Raw genomic sequence first — 14928 nt, forward strand, 5'->3', positions numbered from 1 at the left:
GCGGCGGCGCTTTAGCGGCTTTCGCGAATCTGCTTGAGCAGATCCGCCGCATTGCGGTCGGCGGCGAACTTGTCTTGAATCTGGACGGCGCGTTCCTCGAAGGCGCCGGTATCGATTTCGCTGATTTGCATGCCGAGTCCGCGCAGTTTTTCCAGGGCTTGCGCCTCGCGCACGGGCGCGAGCGAGCGGTTGACGTCGGAAGCCAGCCTGACGGCCTGGGTCAGCACCTCGCGTTCCTGGTCGGAAAGCTGCTTCCACTCGTTGAGCGAGCAGGCGAATACGGCCGGGCCCAGGAAGTGCCGCGTCAGCGCGATGTGCTTGGTCACTTCATGGTATTTGCCCGTGAGCACCACCGCCGGCCCATGCTCGAACCCATCCAGCACGCCGGTCTGCATGGCCGAATAGACTTCGCCGAAGGCCATCGGCGTCGCGTTGGCGCCCATCGCGTTCAGGGCGTCGATGTACACCGGGCTCTGGATGGTGCGTATCTTCAGGCCCTTGAGGTCTTCGGGCCGGGTGACCGGCTTGTTCGCGGTCACCACGTTGCGAAAGCCCCAGTTGGTCAGCCAGCCGACAACCTTGAAGCCCGAGCGTTCCAGGTCCTGGGCCAGCTGCTGGCCGACGGCGCCGTCCAGCGCCTGGTTCATGTGCTCGTAGTCCTTCCAGAGAAAGGGAAGGTCGATGACCCCCAGCCGCGGGGAAAAGGTATTGAGGATGGCGGTGCCTCCCAGCGCGCAGGTCGCGCCGCCTCCCAATTGCATGCCTTCATAGACCGAACGCTCGTCGCCCAGCGCGTTGTTCGGGAAGATGCGCACGCTGAGCGTGTCCGAATTTTCGTTGACGTAGGTGCGAAAGATCCACGCCGCGATCTGCAGTTCCGATTCCAGCGAAGCGGCCTGCGCATGCGAGACCTTGATCTCGCGTTTTTTCTGGGCATGTACGCCGGGGTGGGCCAGGGCGAGGGCGGACAGCACGGCGCCCAAGGCAAGGGATTTGAAGGACGGGCTGCGGCGCATGGGTGTCTCCTTGGATTTGTCGGCGCGGTCTTGCCACTGCCGGGCAAGCTGGCTTGATAGTTTGTATAACGTTTTAGTAAAACGTTGTAGTTGAAACTTAGCATGCTCTGATGAGGTCATACAACCGGCTTTTACAGGGGATAACCCGTGGATTGAGGAATCGGTTTCCGGTATGCTAAAGTCAAAAAGCTATAACGATTTACTAAAACGATTCATGAATCAGCCTCGCTTTTCTACGCAGGCCACGGACCGACAGGCAGGGAGGCCGGCATGGCCACGATGCAAGACGTAGCAAAGCTCGCCAAGGTGTCCATCAGCTCGGTTTCCAATGTGCTCAATGGCCGCACCGAGCGGCTGCGACCCGAGACCACCGCGCGGGTGCAGCAGGCCATACGCCTGCTCGGCTACCGGCCCAACCAGGCCGCCCGGCAGCTCAAGACGGGCAGGAATCCCGTGATCGGCCTGCTGGTGCCTTCGACGGCCAACCCCTTCTATGGACAAATCGCCGCCGCGCTGGAGTCCTATGCCCAGCGCAAGCATGGCTATCGCGTCATGTTGTGCAATACCCATCGCGACCGCGAGCTGGAGGCTCGCATGCTCGAGGATCTGAGCAGTTTTGGCGTGGCCGCCGCCATCCTGGTTTCGTCCTTCGACGACGAGCGCCATATCGAGCAAGCCATAGCCCGCGGGCTTGCCGTGGTCAGCTACGACCGGGCTCCCGGGCAGGATCGCGGTCAAGGCATCGACCACGTCTATGCCGACAATGTCGAGGCCGGGCGGCTGGCCGCGCAGCATTTGATCGAGCACGGGCATCGCCGTCTGGCCTTCGTCATGCCGGCCGGGCGTACCAATAGCCGCGACCGCAAGATCGAGGGCTTTTTGCGTGCTGGCGCGCAGGCCGCCGAGCCGGTGTCGGCGCAGGTCTACGAGGGTCGCGCCATCACGGCCTACGGCGATTCGGAACTGGCCGACATAGGCTATGAACTTGGCCAGCGGCTGGCGGGCGAGCCTTCGCCTCCTACCGGTGTGGTGGCCGTCAACGACACGCTGGCGCTGGGCCTGATGGCCGGTTTGCGGGCGGCGGGCAAAAGCGTCCCGCAGGACGTCTCGGTGGTCGGGATGGATAACATGGTGCTGGCGGCATTCACCCATCCGCCGCTCACGTCCATCGCGATGCCGGTGGCGGCGATGGCCCAGGCCATGGTCGATCGCGCCGTGCAGCGCATCACCGCTCCCCAGGCGCAGGCCGAGCAGCTTCGGTTCGAACCTACCCTGGTGGTGCGCGGATCGGTTCGTGCGCCGGCCCGCACGGGACACGGGGACAGTCCATGATGCGTGTCTTTCTCAATCACACGCCCCAGGCGCGCGAACATTACTATGGCGAGCGGGCATTGAGACGGCTGGAGCAGTTGGCCGAGGTGCGCCTCAATACGCAGCAGGAGCCCTTGTCCGCGGCGCAGATGGTGCAGGCCGCCCAGGGGTGCCAGGTGATCGTCGGCGCGCGCGTGCCCGCGGTGCCTGCCGACGTCTTCGAGCAGCTGCCCGAGTTGCTCGCCTTCTGCCGCGTCGCGGTCGACGTCAACAACATCGACCTGTCGGCAGCCAGCCGCCATGGTGTGCTGGTGACACGGGCAACGCCCGGCTTCGGGCCTTCGGTCGCCGAATGGATTGTCGGCGTCATGGTGGATATGAGCCGGGGCATTTCGTGCGCCGTCGGCCAGTACAGGCAAGGTCGCGTCCCGTCGGTGCGCATGGGCAGGCAGCTGGCTGGAGCCGTGCTGGGCATCGTGGGCTACGGCACCATAGGCCGCTACCTGGCCAAGCTCGGCCAGGCATTGGGCATGGACGTGCTCGTGCATGATCCCTACCAGCCCGACGTGGGGCCATGCCGCCGCGCCGATACGCTTGCCGCCGTGCTGGCCGAAGCCGACTACGTGATTTGCCTGGCAGCCTCCGTGCCCGAAACGGCGGGCCTGTTCGATGCGGCGGCTTTCGCTGCCATGAAGCCGGGGGCCTGTTTCGTCAACGCCGCGCGCGGCGAGCTGGTGGACGAGCCGGCGCTTTTGCAGGCGCTGGACGAAGGCCGGCTGGCCGCCTGCGCGCTGGATGTCGGGCGGGCGGCCGACCAGATGCCCAGCCTGGCGCTGGCCATGCATCCGAAGGTGATCGCTTCGCCGCATATCGGCGGACTCACGCCGCAGGCGGTCGAGCACCAGGCGCTGGACACGGTCGAGCAGGTCAGGGCCATATTGCAAGGCAAGGTGCCGCACGAGGCGCTTAACGCCCAGGATGCGTACAGGTTCCACCGGCTGTCTCGGGCCGGGCCGTGCGCCAATGCGCCGGTTTCCCGATGTCCATGACGCCCTTCGCCCCGGCGTTGCCTGCGGGCGCTTGCGACACCCACTTGCACATCTACGAGCCGGCCCGTTTTCCCATGGCAGGTCCGGGCACGCCGCCGTCGCAGGCCGGCTGGTCCGACTATCTTGCGCTGCAGGCCCGCTTGGGCCTGTCGCGCGCGGTGATCGTGCAGCCCGTGGGATATGGCCCGGACAACCGCTGTACCCTGGACGCCTTGGCGAGGGCAGGGGGGGCGGCGCGCGCCGTGGTGGCTTGCGCGCCCGACATCCCGGCAGCGCAATTGCAGGCTTGGGAGGCGCTGGGCGTGCGCGGGGTGCGCTTCATGATGGTCCCGGGCGCGCAATCCTGGCTGGGCTGGGACGACCTGCCGCGCCTGGCGGCGCGTATTGCGCCATTGCAATGGAACATCAATCTGCAGCTGGACGGACGCAGCCTGCCGGCGTACGAGGCCATGCTGCGCGCATTGCCCTGCGGCGTGGTCATCGATCACACCGGCAAGTTCCTCGAACCGGTGCAGACCAGCCATCCAGGCTGGCATAGCTTGTGCAGGCTGTTGGACAGCGGACGGGTGTGGGTCAAGCTCTCGGCGCCATACGAGACTTCCCGTTCGGGGCCGCCGCACTATCGCGACGTGGGCAGCCTGGCCGCCGAATTGGCGCGCCGCTATCCGCAGCGGTGTCTCTGGGCGAGCAATTGGCCTCATCCCGGCCAGGCGCGGCGCCCGGACGAGGCCGGCCTGCTGGCCTTGCTGCACGAGTGGGCCGGCGGCAAGGCCGGCGCGCGGCGCATCCTGGTGGATAACCCCGCGGCGCTCTACCGATTCGGCGATTGACAAGAACCGCCGTAAAAAGGCCCCGGCCGCCGCAGCGAGGCGGGCGGCGGCCGGGGCGGCGGTCAGCTTACTGCGGCTCGATACCCGCCTTCTTGAACAGCTCGGCCCATTGCGGCACCTGCTGCTTGACCTGGGCGGTCAGGGCGTCGGGGTTGGCGCGGTCGGTCAGTACCGTGGCGCCCAGGCCCTTCATGCGCTCCTGGAACTTCGGATCGGCCAGGCCCTTTTGCAAGGCATCCACCAGCTTGTCCACCACGGGCTTGGGCGTGCCCTTGGGCACCCACATGCCGTGCCAGATGCCGACTTCGAAGTCCTTGAAGCCCGACTCGTCCATCGTGGGCAGGTCGGGCAGGGTGGGCACGCGCTCCTTGCTGGTGACCGCATAAGCCTTGACCTTGCCGCCGTTGATGTGCTGGGTGGTGTTGGTGGTCTGGTCGCACAGCATGTCCACCTGCCTGCCCAGCAGGTCGTTCATGGCCGGCGCCGTGCCGCCGTAGGGCACCGTCAGCAGGTCCACGCCCAGGGCGCTGGTCAGCATGGTGCCGCACAGGTGGCTGGCCGCGCCGATGCCGGCGTTGGCCAGCGAGACCTTGTCCTTGTTGTCCTTGACGTAGGAGACCAGCTCCTGGATGTTGTTGGGCGGGAAATCCGAGCGGGCGATCACCGTCATGGGCACGTCCACCACCAGGCCGATGGGCTCGAAGCTCTCGAAGGGATCGTAGTTGGGGTTCTTGTACAGCGAGGGCGCCGTCGAGAAGCCGATGTGCATCAGCAGCACCTGGTAGCCGTCGGGCTGGGCGCGCGCCACGGTGGCCGTGCCGATGGTGCCGCCGGCGCCGGCCTTGTTCTCGACCACGACGGTCTGGCCCAGCGCCGGGCGCATGGCCTCGGCCAGCGAGCGCGCCACGTTGTCGGTGGGGCCGCCCGCGGCGAAAGGCACGACCATGTTGATGGGCTTGGCCGGATATTCGGCGGCATGGGCTGCGCCGGCCAGCACGCCGCAGACCAGCAGTGCGGCGCTGGCAAGCCGTGCCGGCAAGGCGCGGATAGGATGTTGCATAAGGGGTCTCCTCGCTATGCGGGAATCGTTGAAGAAGGGCTTTCGACAGGGAAAGGCCCCCGATGAAATCATCGAGGAAAGCAGTCTAAGTAAAGTCCCCGAGCCCGTCACCATAGGTTTTCCCGAACAAAAGCTGACGCGAAACTTTCAATTTTTCAGGGGTTTGCGGGATTTTTGCGCCGTGCGGGACGGGTGGCGGGCGCCACGATGGTGCAAAAAAGCTGCTGCGTTGCACAAAAGGTTCTTGACATGACAGCCTGCTGCCCTAAAATGGTGTTGTGCAGCGCAGCAAAACATCGCTGGCTCAGCGCGATCCTTACGCCCACGCGCCAGCGCGCGTGGGCCAGTGCAGCAGAATTCCTCGTATTCGCCAGGCCTGCCGCCCCGGGGCCCACGACCCAACGACCCAGGAGATATCGATGAGCGCCATCCCCCAACAAGTCTTCACCAACCAGAAAGCTGCGATCGACACGCTGGTTGCCTACCAGAACACCCTGTTTTCCGGCTTCGAGAAGCTGGTCGACCTGAACCTGAAGGTCGTGCGCGCCTCGCTGGACGAAGTCGCCCAGAAATCCCAGCAAGCCGCCGAACTGCGGGACGGGCAGGACGCCGCCGCTTTCTCGGCCAGCCTGCTGCAGCCCAGCGCGGAAAAGGCCCTGGCCTACAGCAAGCACGTCTACGACATCGTCTCGGGCGTGCAAAGCGAACTGGCCCAACTGACCGAAGAGCGCATCGCCGCCGGCCAGAAGAACCTGAGCGAAGCCGTCGAGCAGCTGTCGCGCAACGCGCCGGCGGGCTCGGAAAGCGCCCTGGCCCTGTTCAAGTCCTCGCTGGCGACCGCCAACAGCGCCTACGAATCGCTCAGCAAGGCCGCCAAGCAGGCCGCCGAAGTGGCCGAGACCAACATGAACGTTGCCGCCAATGCGACCTTCAAGGCTGCGTCGGATGCCGCCGACGTGGCTGCCAAGGCCGCGCCCCGCAGCCGCCGCGCCGCCTGACGGCCGCCGGCCCCTTGCGGGCCGCACGCAGCCTGCGGGCTGCGTGCCTTGTCGTCCCACCGGCCGCCTTGCGCGGCCGGTTTTTTTGCGTGGGGCCGCCCCGGCAGGGCCGGCCTATCCCAGCGCCCGCACGCACTCCTGGACCAGCGCCGGCCCGCGATAGATCAGGCCGGTGTACAGCTGTACCGCATCGGCGCCGGCCTCGATCTTCTCGCGCGCCTGCCGGCCCGACACGATGCCGCCCACGCCGATGATGGAAAAACCGGCGCCAAGCTGCTGGCGCAGGCGGGCGATCACGGCCAGCGACAGTTCGTGCACGGGCGGGCCGGACAAGCCGCCTTGTTCCTGCGCGTGCGGCTGGCCCTGCACCGCCTGGCGCGACAGCGTGGTGTTGGTGGCGATGACGCCGTCGACGTCCCAGCGCGCCAGCGCCTGGGCGATATGGTCGACCTGTCCTGGCTGCAGGTCAGGCGCGATCTTGACGGCCAGCGGCACGCGCCGGTCGTGGCGGTCTTCCAGTTCGCGGCGCTTGTCGCGCAGCTGCGCCAGCAGGCCGTCGAGCTCGTCGCCGCCTTGCAGGCTGCGCAGGTTGGCGGTATTGGGCGAAGAAATGTTGACGGTTACGTAATCGGCATGGGGATAGACGCCCTCCAGGCCCAGCAGGTAGTCGCTGGCGGCCTGTTCGATGGGCGTATCGGCGTTCTTGCCGATGTTCAGGCCCAGGATGCCGCCGCCGGCGCGCCACTGGCTGCGCTGCACGTTGGCCACGAAGGCCGCCAGGCCCTGGTTGTTGAAGCCCAGCCGGTTGATCAGCGCCTGCGAGCGCGGCAGGCGGAACATGCGCGGCTTGGGGTTGCCCGGTTGCGGACGCGGCGTGACGGTCCCGACCTCGACGAAGCCAAAGCCCAGGCTGCCCAGCGCATCGATGTGCGCGCCGTTCTTGTCCAGCCCCGCGGCCAGGCCCACCGGATTGCGCAGCGCCAGCCCCATGATGGTGGCCGGCACGCGCGGCGGATCGCCGGCGATCAGCCCGCGCGTCAGGGTGCAATCGTAGGCCTGCTGCAGCTTGCGCAGGGTCAGTTCGTGGGCGGTTTCCGCGTCCAGTGCGAACAGGGCGGGGCGGGCCAGCGCATAAGCGTTGAAAAGAAAGGACATGCCGTATCGTCGGGTGGGAAAAGGAAAGGGGAAAGGCGGTTCAGCGTCCGGGTGCGGGCTCGGGCGGCGAGGTCCATTTGCCGTCGATGCGCATCTGCACCGGCTGGAAGTTGGACTTGTAGGCCATCTTGGCGCTGCCGGCGATCCAGTAGCCCAGGTACAGCCAGGGCAGGCCCAGGGTGCGGCACTGCTCGATCTGCCACAGGATGCTGTAGGTGCCGAAGCTGGCGCGCAGGTCCGGGTCGTAGAAGGTATAGACGGAGGACAGGCCGTCGTCCAGCACGTCGATGATCGACACCATGCGCAGCGCGCCTTGCGGGCTGCGGAACTCGACCAGGCGGGTGTTGACCCGGCTGGCGAGCAGGAACTGGGCGTATTGCGTGCGGCTGTCCTCGTCCATGCCGCCGCCGGGGTGGCGGCCTTGCTGGTAGCGTGAATACAGCGCGTAGTGCTCGGCCGACCAGGCCAGCTCGGCCACCAGCGGCACCAGGTCGCGGTGCCGGGCCCAGGCGCGGCGCTGGCTGCGGTTGGGCGCGAAGCGGGCGGTGTCCACCCGCACCGGGATGCAGGCGCGGCAATGGTCGCAATGCGGGCGGTAGGTGAACAGCCCGCTGCGGCGAAACCCTTGTTCGACCAGGTGGGAATAGGTGCCGGCGTTGATGAGGTGCCCAGGGGCGGCCACCTGCGAGCGCGCCTGCTGCTCGGGCAGGTAGCTGCAGGGGTAGGGCGCCGTCGCGTAGAACTGCAGCGCGGCGAACGGAAGCTCCTTGAGTTGGCTCATCGATTCGGTCGGGCGGGCATGCTTCACTATACACGCGGGCAGGCGGGCTTCTGAAGAGGGCCGCGGCGGGCCGCCTAGGCGGCCGGGTGCAGCCGTCCCTGCAGGTCCAGCACGCCGCGCGTCCAGGCGATGGGCGGCTGGGCGACGGCGCGGGCCACGTGGGCCAGGAAGGCGTCGCGCGGCACCGGGCGCGCGCCCAGGCTGGCCAGGTGGGCGGTCTGCTGCTGGCAATCTATCCAGGCCACGCCCTGGGCCTTCAGGTAGGCCACCAGATGGGCCAGCGCGATCTTCGAGGCATTGCTGACGCGGGTGAACATGGATTCGCCGAAGAACATGCGGCCCAGGCTCACGCCGTACAGGCCGCCTGCCAGTTCGCCGTCCTGCCAGGTCTCGATGCTGTGCACCTCGCCGGCCCGGTGCCAGGCCAGGTAGGCCTGGCGCATGGCCGGCGTGATCCAGGTGCCGCCGCCCGGTTCGCGCGGGGCGGCGCAGGCCCGCAGCACTGCCGCGCAATCGTGGTCCACCCGCACCTGCAGGGCCGTGTCCCCCTGCGCCTGGGCGCGCGCCAGCTGGCGCAGGCGCTTGCGCAGGGCGTGCGGCGGGGCGAAGTCCTGGCAGCGCAGGACCATGCGCGGCGAAGGGCTCCACCAGAGAATGGGATCGCCCTCGCCGAACCACGGGAAGATGCCTTGCCGGTAGGCGCTGCGCAGCCGTTCGACCGAGAGGTCCGCGCCGGCCGCCAGCAGGCCGTCCGGCTCGGTCAGCGCCGACTGCGGCGGCGGGAAGGGCGCGCCGGCGTGCAGCCAGGGCAGGCTAGGCACGCGGCCCCCGGCGCACGGCGGGCGCAAGGCGGTGGCCAGCGGTCATTCCTTGCCCAGGCTGTAGTGGTGCGGCCCCCAGTGGCCGTTTTCCCGGTCCTGCACGTAGTGGCGCAAGGTGCTGGCCACGGTGCGGAAGGAAAGCTCGTCCCAGGGTATCTCGGCCGGCTCGAACCAGCGCGCATACAGGCTTTCGGGGCCCGGATCCAGCTCGGGCCCCAGCGCGCGGGCCAGGAAATACAGGTGCACCTGCTCGACCTGCGGCACGTCGATCACGGTGTAGAGCGCGCCCAGCTCGATGCGCGCGCCGGATTCCTCCTGCGTTTCGCGCGCCGCGCCTTGTTCGGTGGTCTCGCCCAGCTCCATGAAGCCGGCCGGCAGCGTCCAGGTGTCGTAGCGCGGCTCGATGGCGCGGCGGCACAGCAGGATGCGGCCTTCCCAGACCGGGACGGTGCCCACCACCATGCGCGGGTTCTGGTAGTGCACGGCGCCGCAGTGGTGGCACAGGTCGCGCAGCCGGTTGTCGCCGGGTGGAACCTCGCGGCTGAGCGTGGCGCCGCATTGGCTGCAATAGCGTTGGCTGCGGGGAGCGGGGAAGTAGAAGTCGGGCGCGCGCGGGGTCATGCAGCGATTCTACCGAAGCGGCTTGCCGGCGGCTGGCTGGCGCACGAATCCCAGGACCTCGGCGGCATCCCGCTCGCCCAGGGACCGCAGCAGGGCTCCGGGGCCCTGCCCGGCCGGCGCGGCCAGCGCCTGGCCCGCCTCGGGCAGGGGCGCTTCCAGGCGGTCGATCAAGGGCTGGCCTTCGGCGGTGCGCAGCATCTGAAGGATGCCGGGCAGCTCGCGGTCGTCCACGCGCGCCGGCCCCGCATCGGTCAAGGCGTACAGCTGGCCTTGCCCCGGGTCGAGCCACCACTGCGCCACGTGCCGCACCGCCAGCCCCGTGTGGGTCTGCAGGCCGGGTCCCCGGTCGGCCCGGCGCAGGATGAAAGGCGCGGCGTCCAGCCGCACGTAGACGCGCTGGGGCCCGTTCTGCACGTACCAATTGCCGTGGGCGTCGCCGGTATAGTTGCGCTGCATGAACCGGGCGATGCCGGGGTGGGTGATCGGCGTGCCGGGACCGCCCGCGGCGCTGTCCCCATCCGGGTGCAGGCGCCACTGGCCCCGAGGGTCCAGCGAAAGCCAGCCGTAGGCGGCCGGCACGTCGGGCCAGCGGGCCATGGCGGCAAGTACGTTCTCGTCCATCGGAAGCTCCAGCTGCGGGTCCCTTATTGTAGAAAGGCCGCGCCGGGCCGCGTTTCTGGTACCTTGCCCCAAGGCTTTCCCAACTTCCTGGAGCAAGACCCTCATGGACAAGCTGCCTCACGAGCTCGCGCCCGGCTACTACTGGTACACGGTCGATGGCGATCCGCCCTCGGTCATCCATATCCATGCCAACGGCACCGCCACCCTGATGGGCACGGATTTCAAGATGAGCGCGGCCGACGTCGCGGCCATGGTGCAGCGCGGCGAACGTTTTTTCTGGATCGAGCCGCCGCCCGTGGGCCAGGACGCGGCAGGCGCCTGAGCGGCGGCGCGCCCCGGGCCGGCCACGGCTAGTGGGTATTGGCCGCGCCGGGCTGGCTGTTCTGCAAGCGGGCCTGCGATTCGAGGATCAGCTGCTCCAGGTGCGGCGTGGTCTGCAAGGCCACGTAGGGCGCCGCATCGCCGTCCTCGTCGGTGTCGGTCTCGATGCGCAGCACGATGGACTGGCCCTCGAAGGCGTCGGGCGCGGCCCGGCGCGCCACGTATTCGCGCAGCAGCCCGTCGACCGCGGCCTGGGCGTCAGGCAGCGCCTCGTCCAGGTTGTCGCGGCCCTGCAGGGCCGATTCCACCACGCGGCCCAGGTCCCAGGTAAAGAAGACCAGGGCGTTTTCGCCGCGGCACTCCGGATGCTGGTAGCCCCACTGCACGGCAGGGGAAGAAGAGGTATGCGTAGTCTGGGTCATGATGGGTTCAGTTTGCCAAATATCGGCCCGCCTGCCAAACGGCCGGGGGACGGATCGGCCGGCGCAGGGCGCCGCCGGCCGGAACGGACCGCCGCCGGGCCGTGCGGCGCGGCGAACCGGGGTGATAGACTCTGCCGCCGCAGCAGCAGTCCCCCGGTAGCATGACCCGCGCCAAGAGATCCGCACCCGCCACGAGAAGACGCACGAGCACCCGAAAAAAAGGCCCCCGCACCGGGCGCGCATGGCGGTTCCTGCGCGCCATGCTGCTGTCCGCGGCCGCCTCGTTCGGGGCGGCATCCTACCTGATGCACCCGCAATGGCGGGCGGACTTCCCGCCCGGCCAGGTCCTGGCATGGCTGGGTTGGCCACCGCAAGAGCCGTTCGCGCCGCTCGTGGCCGCCTCCGGGCCGCTGGCGCAAACCGATTTTTCGCAATGCAGGCAGTTCTTCCCCCAGGGCCAGCCGCCTGCCGTCCCCGCCGCCCCCGGCCTGAGGGAGCTGTGTTTTTCGTCTTTCGCGGTGCTGCACAGCGGCCAGACGAAGACCCCGGTGTTTGCGGCCACGCGCCTGAACCGGCAGATGCTGGCCCGGGCGCCGCAGGTCCAGCGCCAGGACAGGTTCTATGCCGAAGCGCGCCTGCCCAAGGCCGAGCGGGCCGAATTGGCCGACTACCGGGGCTCGGGCTACTCGCGCGGGCACATGGCGCCGGCCGGCGACATGCATACGGACGAGGCGATGGCGCAGAGCTTTTCCCTGGCCAACATGGTGCCCCAGGACCAGGCGCACAACGCCGGGGCCTGGAACCGCATCGAGCAGGACACACGCAAGTACGTGATGCGGGCCGCGGGCGACGTCTATGTATTTACCGGGCCGGTCTATGCCGGCACGCCGTTGGCGATCGGAGCGGGCGTGGCCGTGCCCAGCCACCTGTTCAAGCTGGTCTACGACGATACGACCGGACGCTCCTGGGTCCATTGGCAGGCCAACCACGCCAGCGCGCAGCCCGGGCCGCCGATCGGCTACGCCGAGTTCGTGCGGCGCACGGGGCTGCGGCTGCTGCCTTGGCCGTAGGGGGGGCACAGGGATAAGGTGCAACCGATTTTGGTTGTTACGGTGCAGTCGAGGGCTTGGTGATTTCGTGCTTCAGCGGTCTCGTCTTATTGCATGGATGCTGTTGGTTGAGCAACTGGCATTTTGAGACGAGCGCATCCAGTTGGATGCGCTTATTGGCGGAGACGATGTCGGGAGATTCAGCAAGTAAGATTTCCCAGAGAAAACCAGCCCTAAGTAGGGAGACCGCCATTTCGGCGGCTTACTTACTAAAGTGCCGAAGTGCTTCCCTCCCATCGCGATCGGAGCATTAGTCGCTGATGCTAAAGCGTTCCTTCAGGCGCGCTACTGTATGCACCCACTTGGGTTTCTTCGGACGCGCTACGGTGTTTTGGTTGCCGAAGAATCCCTTTTCCTTGATTGCTTGGGACTTGGGCACGGACTTGAGCCACTTGACGCGCACGAAGTATTCGCAGCGATCTGGATCTTCAGAGCACAATACCTTGTTGGCAATGTCGGCGCCAGACTGAAGGATCGGCAAGCTTTGTCCATTGACCATAACTTTGAAATCATCAATCGGCAGACGGGCTTCTTCAACAATGCCCACGCCTACGTAGCCAGAGCCCGGGATGTTGACCCATACACGATTGCCAGGAGAGAGCATCAGCAGACTGTTGCTGTACCAGCTCTTGCCGCCGCCGCTGATGTAGCCGTACTTTACGGCGTCCTCCCAATTGCGGTTGCCTCCAAAGGAAACGTAGTATTCGTTGCTTAGCTCGTTTCCGGCGACAGTTTCGCGGGTCTCGGCCGGGATGGTGGTGGGGTCGCGTAACCAGGCGCGGGTCAAGTATTGGCGGTCTCCGTCACGGAAGGAGCGAAAGAAGACAGCGTTGATGTTCACGCCATGGTAATCGGCGAGGTAGTTGACGATCCGCTCCGTGCAAGCATCTAGTTCGCTTGCAACGATGATCAGTTCGTGCTCGGAGTTGATTTCGTCAGGCATTTCGTCCAAGCCGAAATGCTTGCAGAATGCATCGTCTAGCGACTGTCCCTTTGAGACGCCAGAGTCTTCACGTTCGATATATCGGGCCCAAATATGCGCTACATCAGCATCATCGAGGGTATGTACCCAGGAGCCGTAGTCCAGCGTCTGGGCAATGATTTCCCGCGGCGTGCGATCACGCTTGATTTCGATTACAGCGAGGTCGCCATCCGAAGAAATGGCAAGAAGGTCGACCACCTTGTCAAAACTTGTCTTGACTTGCCGGCCGATCACCATAAGGTGAGGGCCGATAATGTCGATGTTTCTCTGAATCAGGTCTTCGAGTTTGCGTTCGTCATCAAGGGCTTTTGGACTGATTGGCTCGATGGCCTGGTCCATGCGCCAGACTCCAAGTTCGATGGGCATAGTTGAAATCTAGATTGGTTGAGTGAAGGGACGGTGAAGGCCCTTTCCGAGCTAATTTCTATCGGTGCCGTTTTCTTTAAGCCGCACTCTAGGGATGAAGGGCGCTGGCGCTTTATCCAGGAAGAACCCAGCGATTTTAAGTGAACTATACTATCAGGATGCGAAATGGAGGTGTGGAACCCGCGCAGTTCTATCGCCATCAAAGTGGATGGCGGCAAAGTGTTTTCGGCTATGGAATCGCGGGCTTTTGCCAATCAAAGCAAGGCGATTCTCAATGCCTCAAACCCGCGGGCAAGGTTGCAACTAGGTACGTGAACCGGCCTTGCCAAACGAATCAGGACTTGATGTCGAATCTTTCTGGCCCAGAGATCGTTCTTAAGTATTTAAGTAAACTGGGCTACAGAAGCAGGACACTAGAAGATTCTTTGCCGGAAAACTGTGACGGAATGGGTTGCTCCAAAAACAGCAAACGGTCGCGCTATCTGGTTGGAAAAGCAGGGAAGGGGGCGGATCATGAAAACTTCTTGGGCAGTCTTCGTTGCATTGCTGCTTGTTCTTGTCCCGCCTGGGTCTGATGCGAAGCAGTGCCGCAAGGGGCAGCCTTGTGGAAATTCCTGCATTTCGTGGAGTAAAACTTGCAGGATTGGATCTGGTAGCGCGAGTTCTTCAGGCTACCGTGCTTCCACTGGGGCGGCCCGTGTTGTGGCGCCCGCGGCCGCGGTTGCAGCTCCTATCACCGGGACGTCGGCTGCTCCAGCCGAGACGCTCCGAACAGCAGTGAGTGCGGCAGTGTTCGAGTGGCCCGATTTAGACGCGCCCGTTGTTCGTTCTGTTCCGGTTGGAACCGTTGTGCGGGTGCATGCAAGGCATAAGGATTGGGTGAGGATTAGCCCAAAGTCCGCTCAACCTGAGTGGATGCCTGGCTCGGTATTCAAATGACTTCCCTATCATTATCTCCATAATCGTTTTATTAGGCAGGGAACGTCAAGGTTCGCGCGCTGGCTCCGCGGCGGTATTCCTGGTGATAATTTTGAGTCGGGTAAGGCCAGCATCAGCGTAAAAAATTTCTAGTTTCAGTGCTGTGGTGGGTGCATCTGCGCCAATAGCAGTGTTACGGCGGAGATCACGCAGCTTGACACTAAAGTATCTCTTACGGATTGCAAGCGGGCCGGCAAGCAGCTTGTGCGGCTCGTTTCGGCCTTGGCTTCCATGACCCATGGCTCCAGGCGTAAGGCGACCAGAGATGTCTCGGCGCATGAGAGCGCCTGCCTTACGCTCGACAATCCGGACCCGGTACACGTACTCGGCCCGCCGCAGATCTTGCGAAACCGGGCAGTCTCCCAGGGTAGCGGGCGCACGTCCGGAACGCTCCGGCGGGTAGCCTGGATTTTGCGTAGCTGGTCGTGGGTTAATGCGGGGGGGGGGGGGCAGACCGCAAGTCCTAGCATGAACTGTATGTTTATGC

Annotated in this window: 16 protein-coding genes; 7 read left to right on the forward strand and 9 right to left on the reverse strand. The window is 65.7% G+C overall.

The window, feature by feature from the left end:
• Nucleotides 1-11: 11 nt before the first annotated feature.
• A complete protein-coding gene (locus V8Z80_RS10905; protein ID WP_336062031.1) occupies nt 12-1016 on the reverse strand; it encodes a TRAP transporter substrate-binding protein in 1005 nt (334 codons plus the stop codon).
• A 270-nt stretch (nt 1017-1286) separates the two neighbouring features.
• Here V8Z80_RS10905 and V8Z80_RS10910 point away from each other — a divergent pair, with 270 nt between their 5' ends.
• From V8Z80_RS10910 to V8Z80_RS10920, 3 genes are read left to right on the forward strand one after another with little or no spacing between them, the layout of a single operon-like run.
• Complete coding sequence (locus tag V8Z80_RS10910) at nt 1287-2348, forward strand: LacI family DNA-binding transcriptional regulator (protein WP_336062032.1); 1062 nt, start codon at nt 1287-1289, stop codon at nt 2346-2348.
• Complete coding sequence (locus V8Z80_RS10915; protein ID WP_336062033.1) at nt 2345-3376, forward strand: NAD(P)-dependent oxidoreductase; 1032 nt, start codon at nt 2345-2347, stop codon at nt 3374-3376. The genes V8Z80_RS10910 and V8Z80_RS10915 overlap by 4 nt, the downstream gene beginning before the upstream one ends.
• Nucleotides 3367-4206 carry an amidohydrolase family protein gene (locus V8Z80_RS10920; protein ID WP_336062034.1) on the forward strand — a complete coding sequence of 280 codons (840 nt, stop codon included), beginning with the start codon at nt 3367-3369 and terminating at the stop codon, nt 4204-4206. The genes V8Z80_RS10915 and V8Z80_RS10920 overlap by 10 nt, the downstream gene beginning before the upstream one ends.
• A gap of 67 nt (nt 4207-4273) precedes the next feature.
• Here the strand turns inward: V8Z80_RS10920 and V8Z80_RS10925 are convergent, their stop codons facing one another.
• A complete protein-coding gene (locus V8Z80_RS10925; protein WP_155196862.1) occupies nt 4274-5266 on the reverse strand; it encodes a tripartite tricarboxylate transporter substrate binding protein BugD in 993 nt (330 codons plus the stop codon).
• A gap of 419 nt (nt 5267-5685) precedes the next feature.
• Between V8Z80_RS10925 and phaP the strand changes: the two genes are divergently transcribed.
• A complete protein-coding gene (phaP, locus tag V8Z80_RS10930) occupies nt 5686-6264 on the forward strand; it encodes a TIGR01841 family phasin (RefSeq protein ID WP_155196863.1) in 579 nt (192 codons plus the stop codon).
• A gap of 114 nt (nt 6265-6378) precedes the next feature.
• On the opposite strand, the gene V8Z80_RS10935 is transcribed toward phaP, so the two are convergent.
• The 5 genes from V8Z80_RS10935 to V8Z80_RS10955 form a co-directional block, all read right to left on the reverse strand.
• Nucleotides 6379-7419: a quinone-dependent dihydroorotate dehydrogenase gene (locus V8Z80_RS10935; RefSeq protein WP_155196864.1), complete on the reverse strand. Its 1041-nt coding sequence runs from the start codon at nt 7417-7419 to the stop codon at nt 6379-6381.
• Nucleotides 7420-7459: 40 nt separating this feature from the next.
• Complete coding sequence (locus V8Z80_RS10940; RefSeq protein ID WP_155196865.1) at nt 7460-8200, reverse strand: arginyltransferase; 741 nt, start codon at nt 8198-8200, stop codon at nt 7460-7462.
• A 74-nt stretch (nt 8201-8274) separates the two neighbouring features.
• Entirely contained in the window at nt 8275-9021 is a 747-nt protein-coding gene (aat, locus tag V8Z80_RS10945; RefSeq protein ID WP_336062035.1) for a leucyl/phenylalanyl-tRNA--protein transferase, read from the reverse strand.
• Nucleotides 9022-9063: 42 nt separating this feature from the next.
• Complete coding sequence (locus V8Z80_RS10950; RefSeq protein WP_155197383.1) at nt 9064-9642, reverse strand: NUDIX hydrolase; 579 nt, start codon at nt 9640-9642, stop codon at nt 9064-9066.
• Nucleotides 9643-9651: 9 nt separating this feature from the next.
• A complete protein-coding gene (locus V8Z80_RS10955) occupies nt 9652-10263 on the reverse strand; it encodes a DUF2946 family protein (protein ID WP_336062036.1) in 612 nt (203 codons plus the stop codon).
• A 103-nt stretch (nt 10264-10366) separates the two neighbouring features.
• On the opposite strand from V8Z80_RS10955, the gene V8Z80_RS10960 reads away from it, so the two are divergent.
• Nucleotides 10367-10585 (forward strand): hypothetical protein, encoded by a 219-nt coding sequence (locus V8Z80_RS10960; RefSeq protein WP_155197387.1) that lies wholly within the window; start codon nt 10367-10369, stop codon nt 10583-10585.
• A gap of 28 nt (nt 10586-10613) precedes the next feature.
• On the opposite strand, the gene V8Z80_RS10965 is transcribed toward V8Z80_RS10960, so the two are convergent.
• On the reverse strand, nt 10614-11006 hold the full coding sequence (locus tag V8Z80_RS10965; RefSeq protein WP_155197389.1) for a hypothetical protein: 393 nt from the start codon (nt 11004-11006) through the stop codon (nt 10614-10616).
• A gap of 260 nt (nt 11007-11266) precedes the next feature.
• On the opposite strand from V8Z80_RS10965, the gene V8Z80_RS10970 reads away from it, so the two are divergent.
• On the forward strand, nt 11267-12076 hold the full coding sequence (locus tag V8Z80_RS10970; protein ID WP_442951965.1) for a DNA/RNA non-specific endonuclease: 810 nt from the start codon (nt 11267-11269) through the stop codon (nt 12074-12076).
• A gap of 289 nt (nt 12077-12365) precedes the next feature.
• Here V8Z80_RS10970 and V8Z80_RS10975 read toward each other — a convergent pair whose 3' ends face one another.
• The gene (locus V8Z80_RS10975; RefSeq protein WP_336062038.1) at nt 12366-13436 is read right to left on the reverse strand and encodes a hypothetical protein; all 1071 of its coding nucleotides are present in this window, start codon (nt 13434-13436) and stop codon (nt 12366-12368) included.
• 192 nt (nt 13437-13628) lie between these two features.
• Between V8Z80_RS10975 and V8Z80_RS10980 the strand changes: the two genes are divergently transcribed.
• Entirely contained in the window at nt 13629-13778 is a 150-nt protein-coding gene (locus tag V8Z80_RS10980) for a hypothetical protein (protein WP_336062039.1), read from the forward strand.
• The last annotated feature ends 1150 nt before the right edge of the window (nt 13779-14928 follow it).

The organism is Orrella sp. JC864 (assembly GCF_037026685.1).
GTDB lineage: Bacteria > Pseudomonadota > Gammaproteobacteria > Burkholderiales > Burkholderiaceae_B > Orrella.

Bases quoted from the DNA above. Each gene is read 5' to 3' on its own strand.
- V8Z80_RS10905 (WP_336062031.1), bottom strand. From the start codon at position 1,016: ATGCGCCGCAGCCCGTCCTTCAAATCCCTTGCCTTGGGCGCCGTGCTG.
- V8Z80_RS10910 (WP_336062032.1), top strand. From the start codon at position 1,287: ATGGCCACGATGCAAGACGTAGCAAAGCTCGCCAAGGTGTCCATCAGC.
- V8Z80_RS10915 (WP_336062033.1), top strand. From the start codon at position 2,345: ATGATGCGTGTCTTTCTCAATCACACGCCCCAGGCGCGCGAACATTAC.
- V8Z80_RS10920 (WP_336062034.1), top strand. From the start codon at position 3,367: ATGTCCATGACGCCCTTCGCCCCGGCGTTGCCTGCGGGCGCTTGCGAC.
- V8Z80_RS10925 (WP_155196862.1), bottom strand. From the start codon at position 5,266: ATGCAACATCCTATCCGCGCCTTGCCGGCACGGCTTGCCAGCGCCGCA.
- phaP (WP_155196863.1), top strand. From the start codon at position 5,686: ATGAGCGCCATCCCCCAACAAGTCTTCACCAACCAGAAAGCTGCGATC.
- V8Z80_RS10935 (WP_155196864.1), bottom strand. From the start codon at position 7,419: ATGTCCTTTCTTTTCAACGCTTATGCGCTGGCCCGCCCCGCCCTGTTC.
- V8Z80_RS10940 (WP_155196865.1), bottom strand. From the start codon at position 8,200: ATGAGCCAACTCAAGGAGCTTCCGTTCGCCGCGCTGCAGTTCTACGCG.
- V8Z80_RS10950 (WP_155197383.1), bottom strand. From the start codon at position 9,642: ATGACCCCGCGCGCGCCCGACTTCTACTTCCCCGCTCCCCGCAGCCAA.
- V8Z80_RS10955 (WP_336062036.1), bottom strand. From the start codon at position 10,263: ATGGACGAGAACGTACTTGCCGCCATGGCCCGCTGGCCCGACGTGCCG.
- V8Z80_RS10960 (WP_155197387.1), top strand. From the start codon at position 10,367: ATGGACAAGCTGCCTCACGAGCTCGCGCCCGGCTACTACTGGTACACG.
- V8Z80_RS10965 (WP_155197389.1), bottom strand. From the start codon at position 11,006: ATGACCCAGACTACGCATACCTCTTCTTCCCCTGCCGTGCAGTGGGGC.
- V8Z80_RS10970 (WP_442951965.1), top strand. From the start codon at position 11,267: ATGCTGCTGTCCGCGGCCGCCTCGTTCGGGGCGGCATCCTACCTGATG.
- V8Z80_RS10975 (WP_336062038.1), bottom strand. From the start codon at position 13,436: ATGGACCAGGCCATCGAGCCAATCAGTCCAAAAGCCCTTGATGACGAA.
- V8Z80_RS10980 (WP_336062039.1), top strand. From the start codon at position 13,629: ATGGAGGTGTGGAACCCGCGCAGTTCTATCGCCATCAAAGTGGATGGC.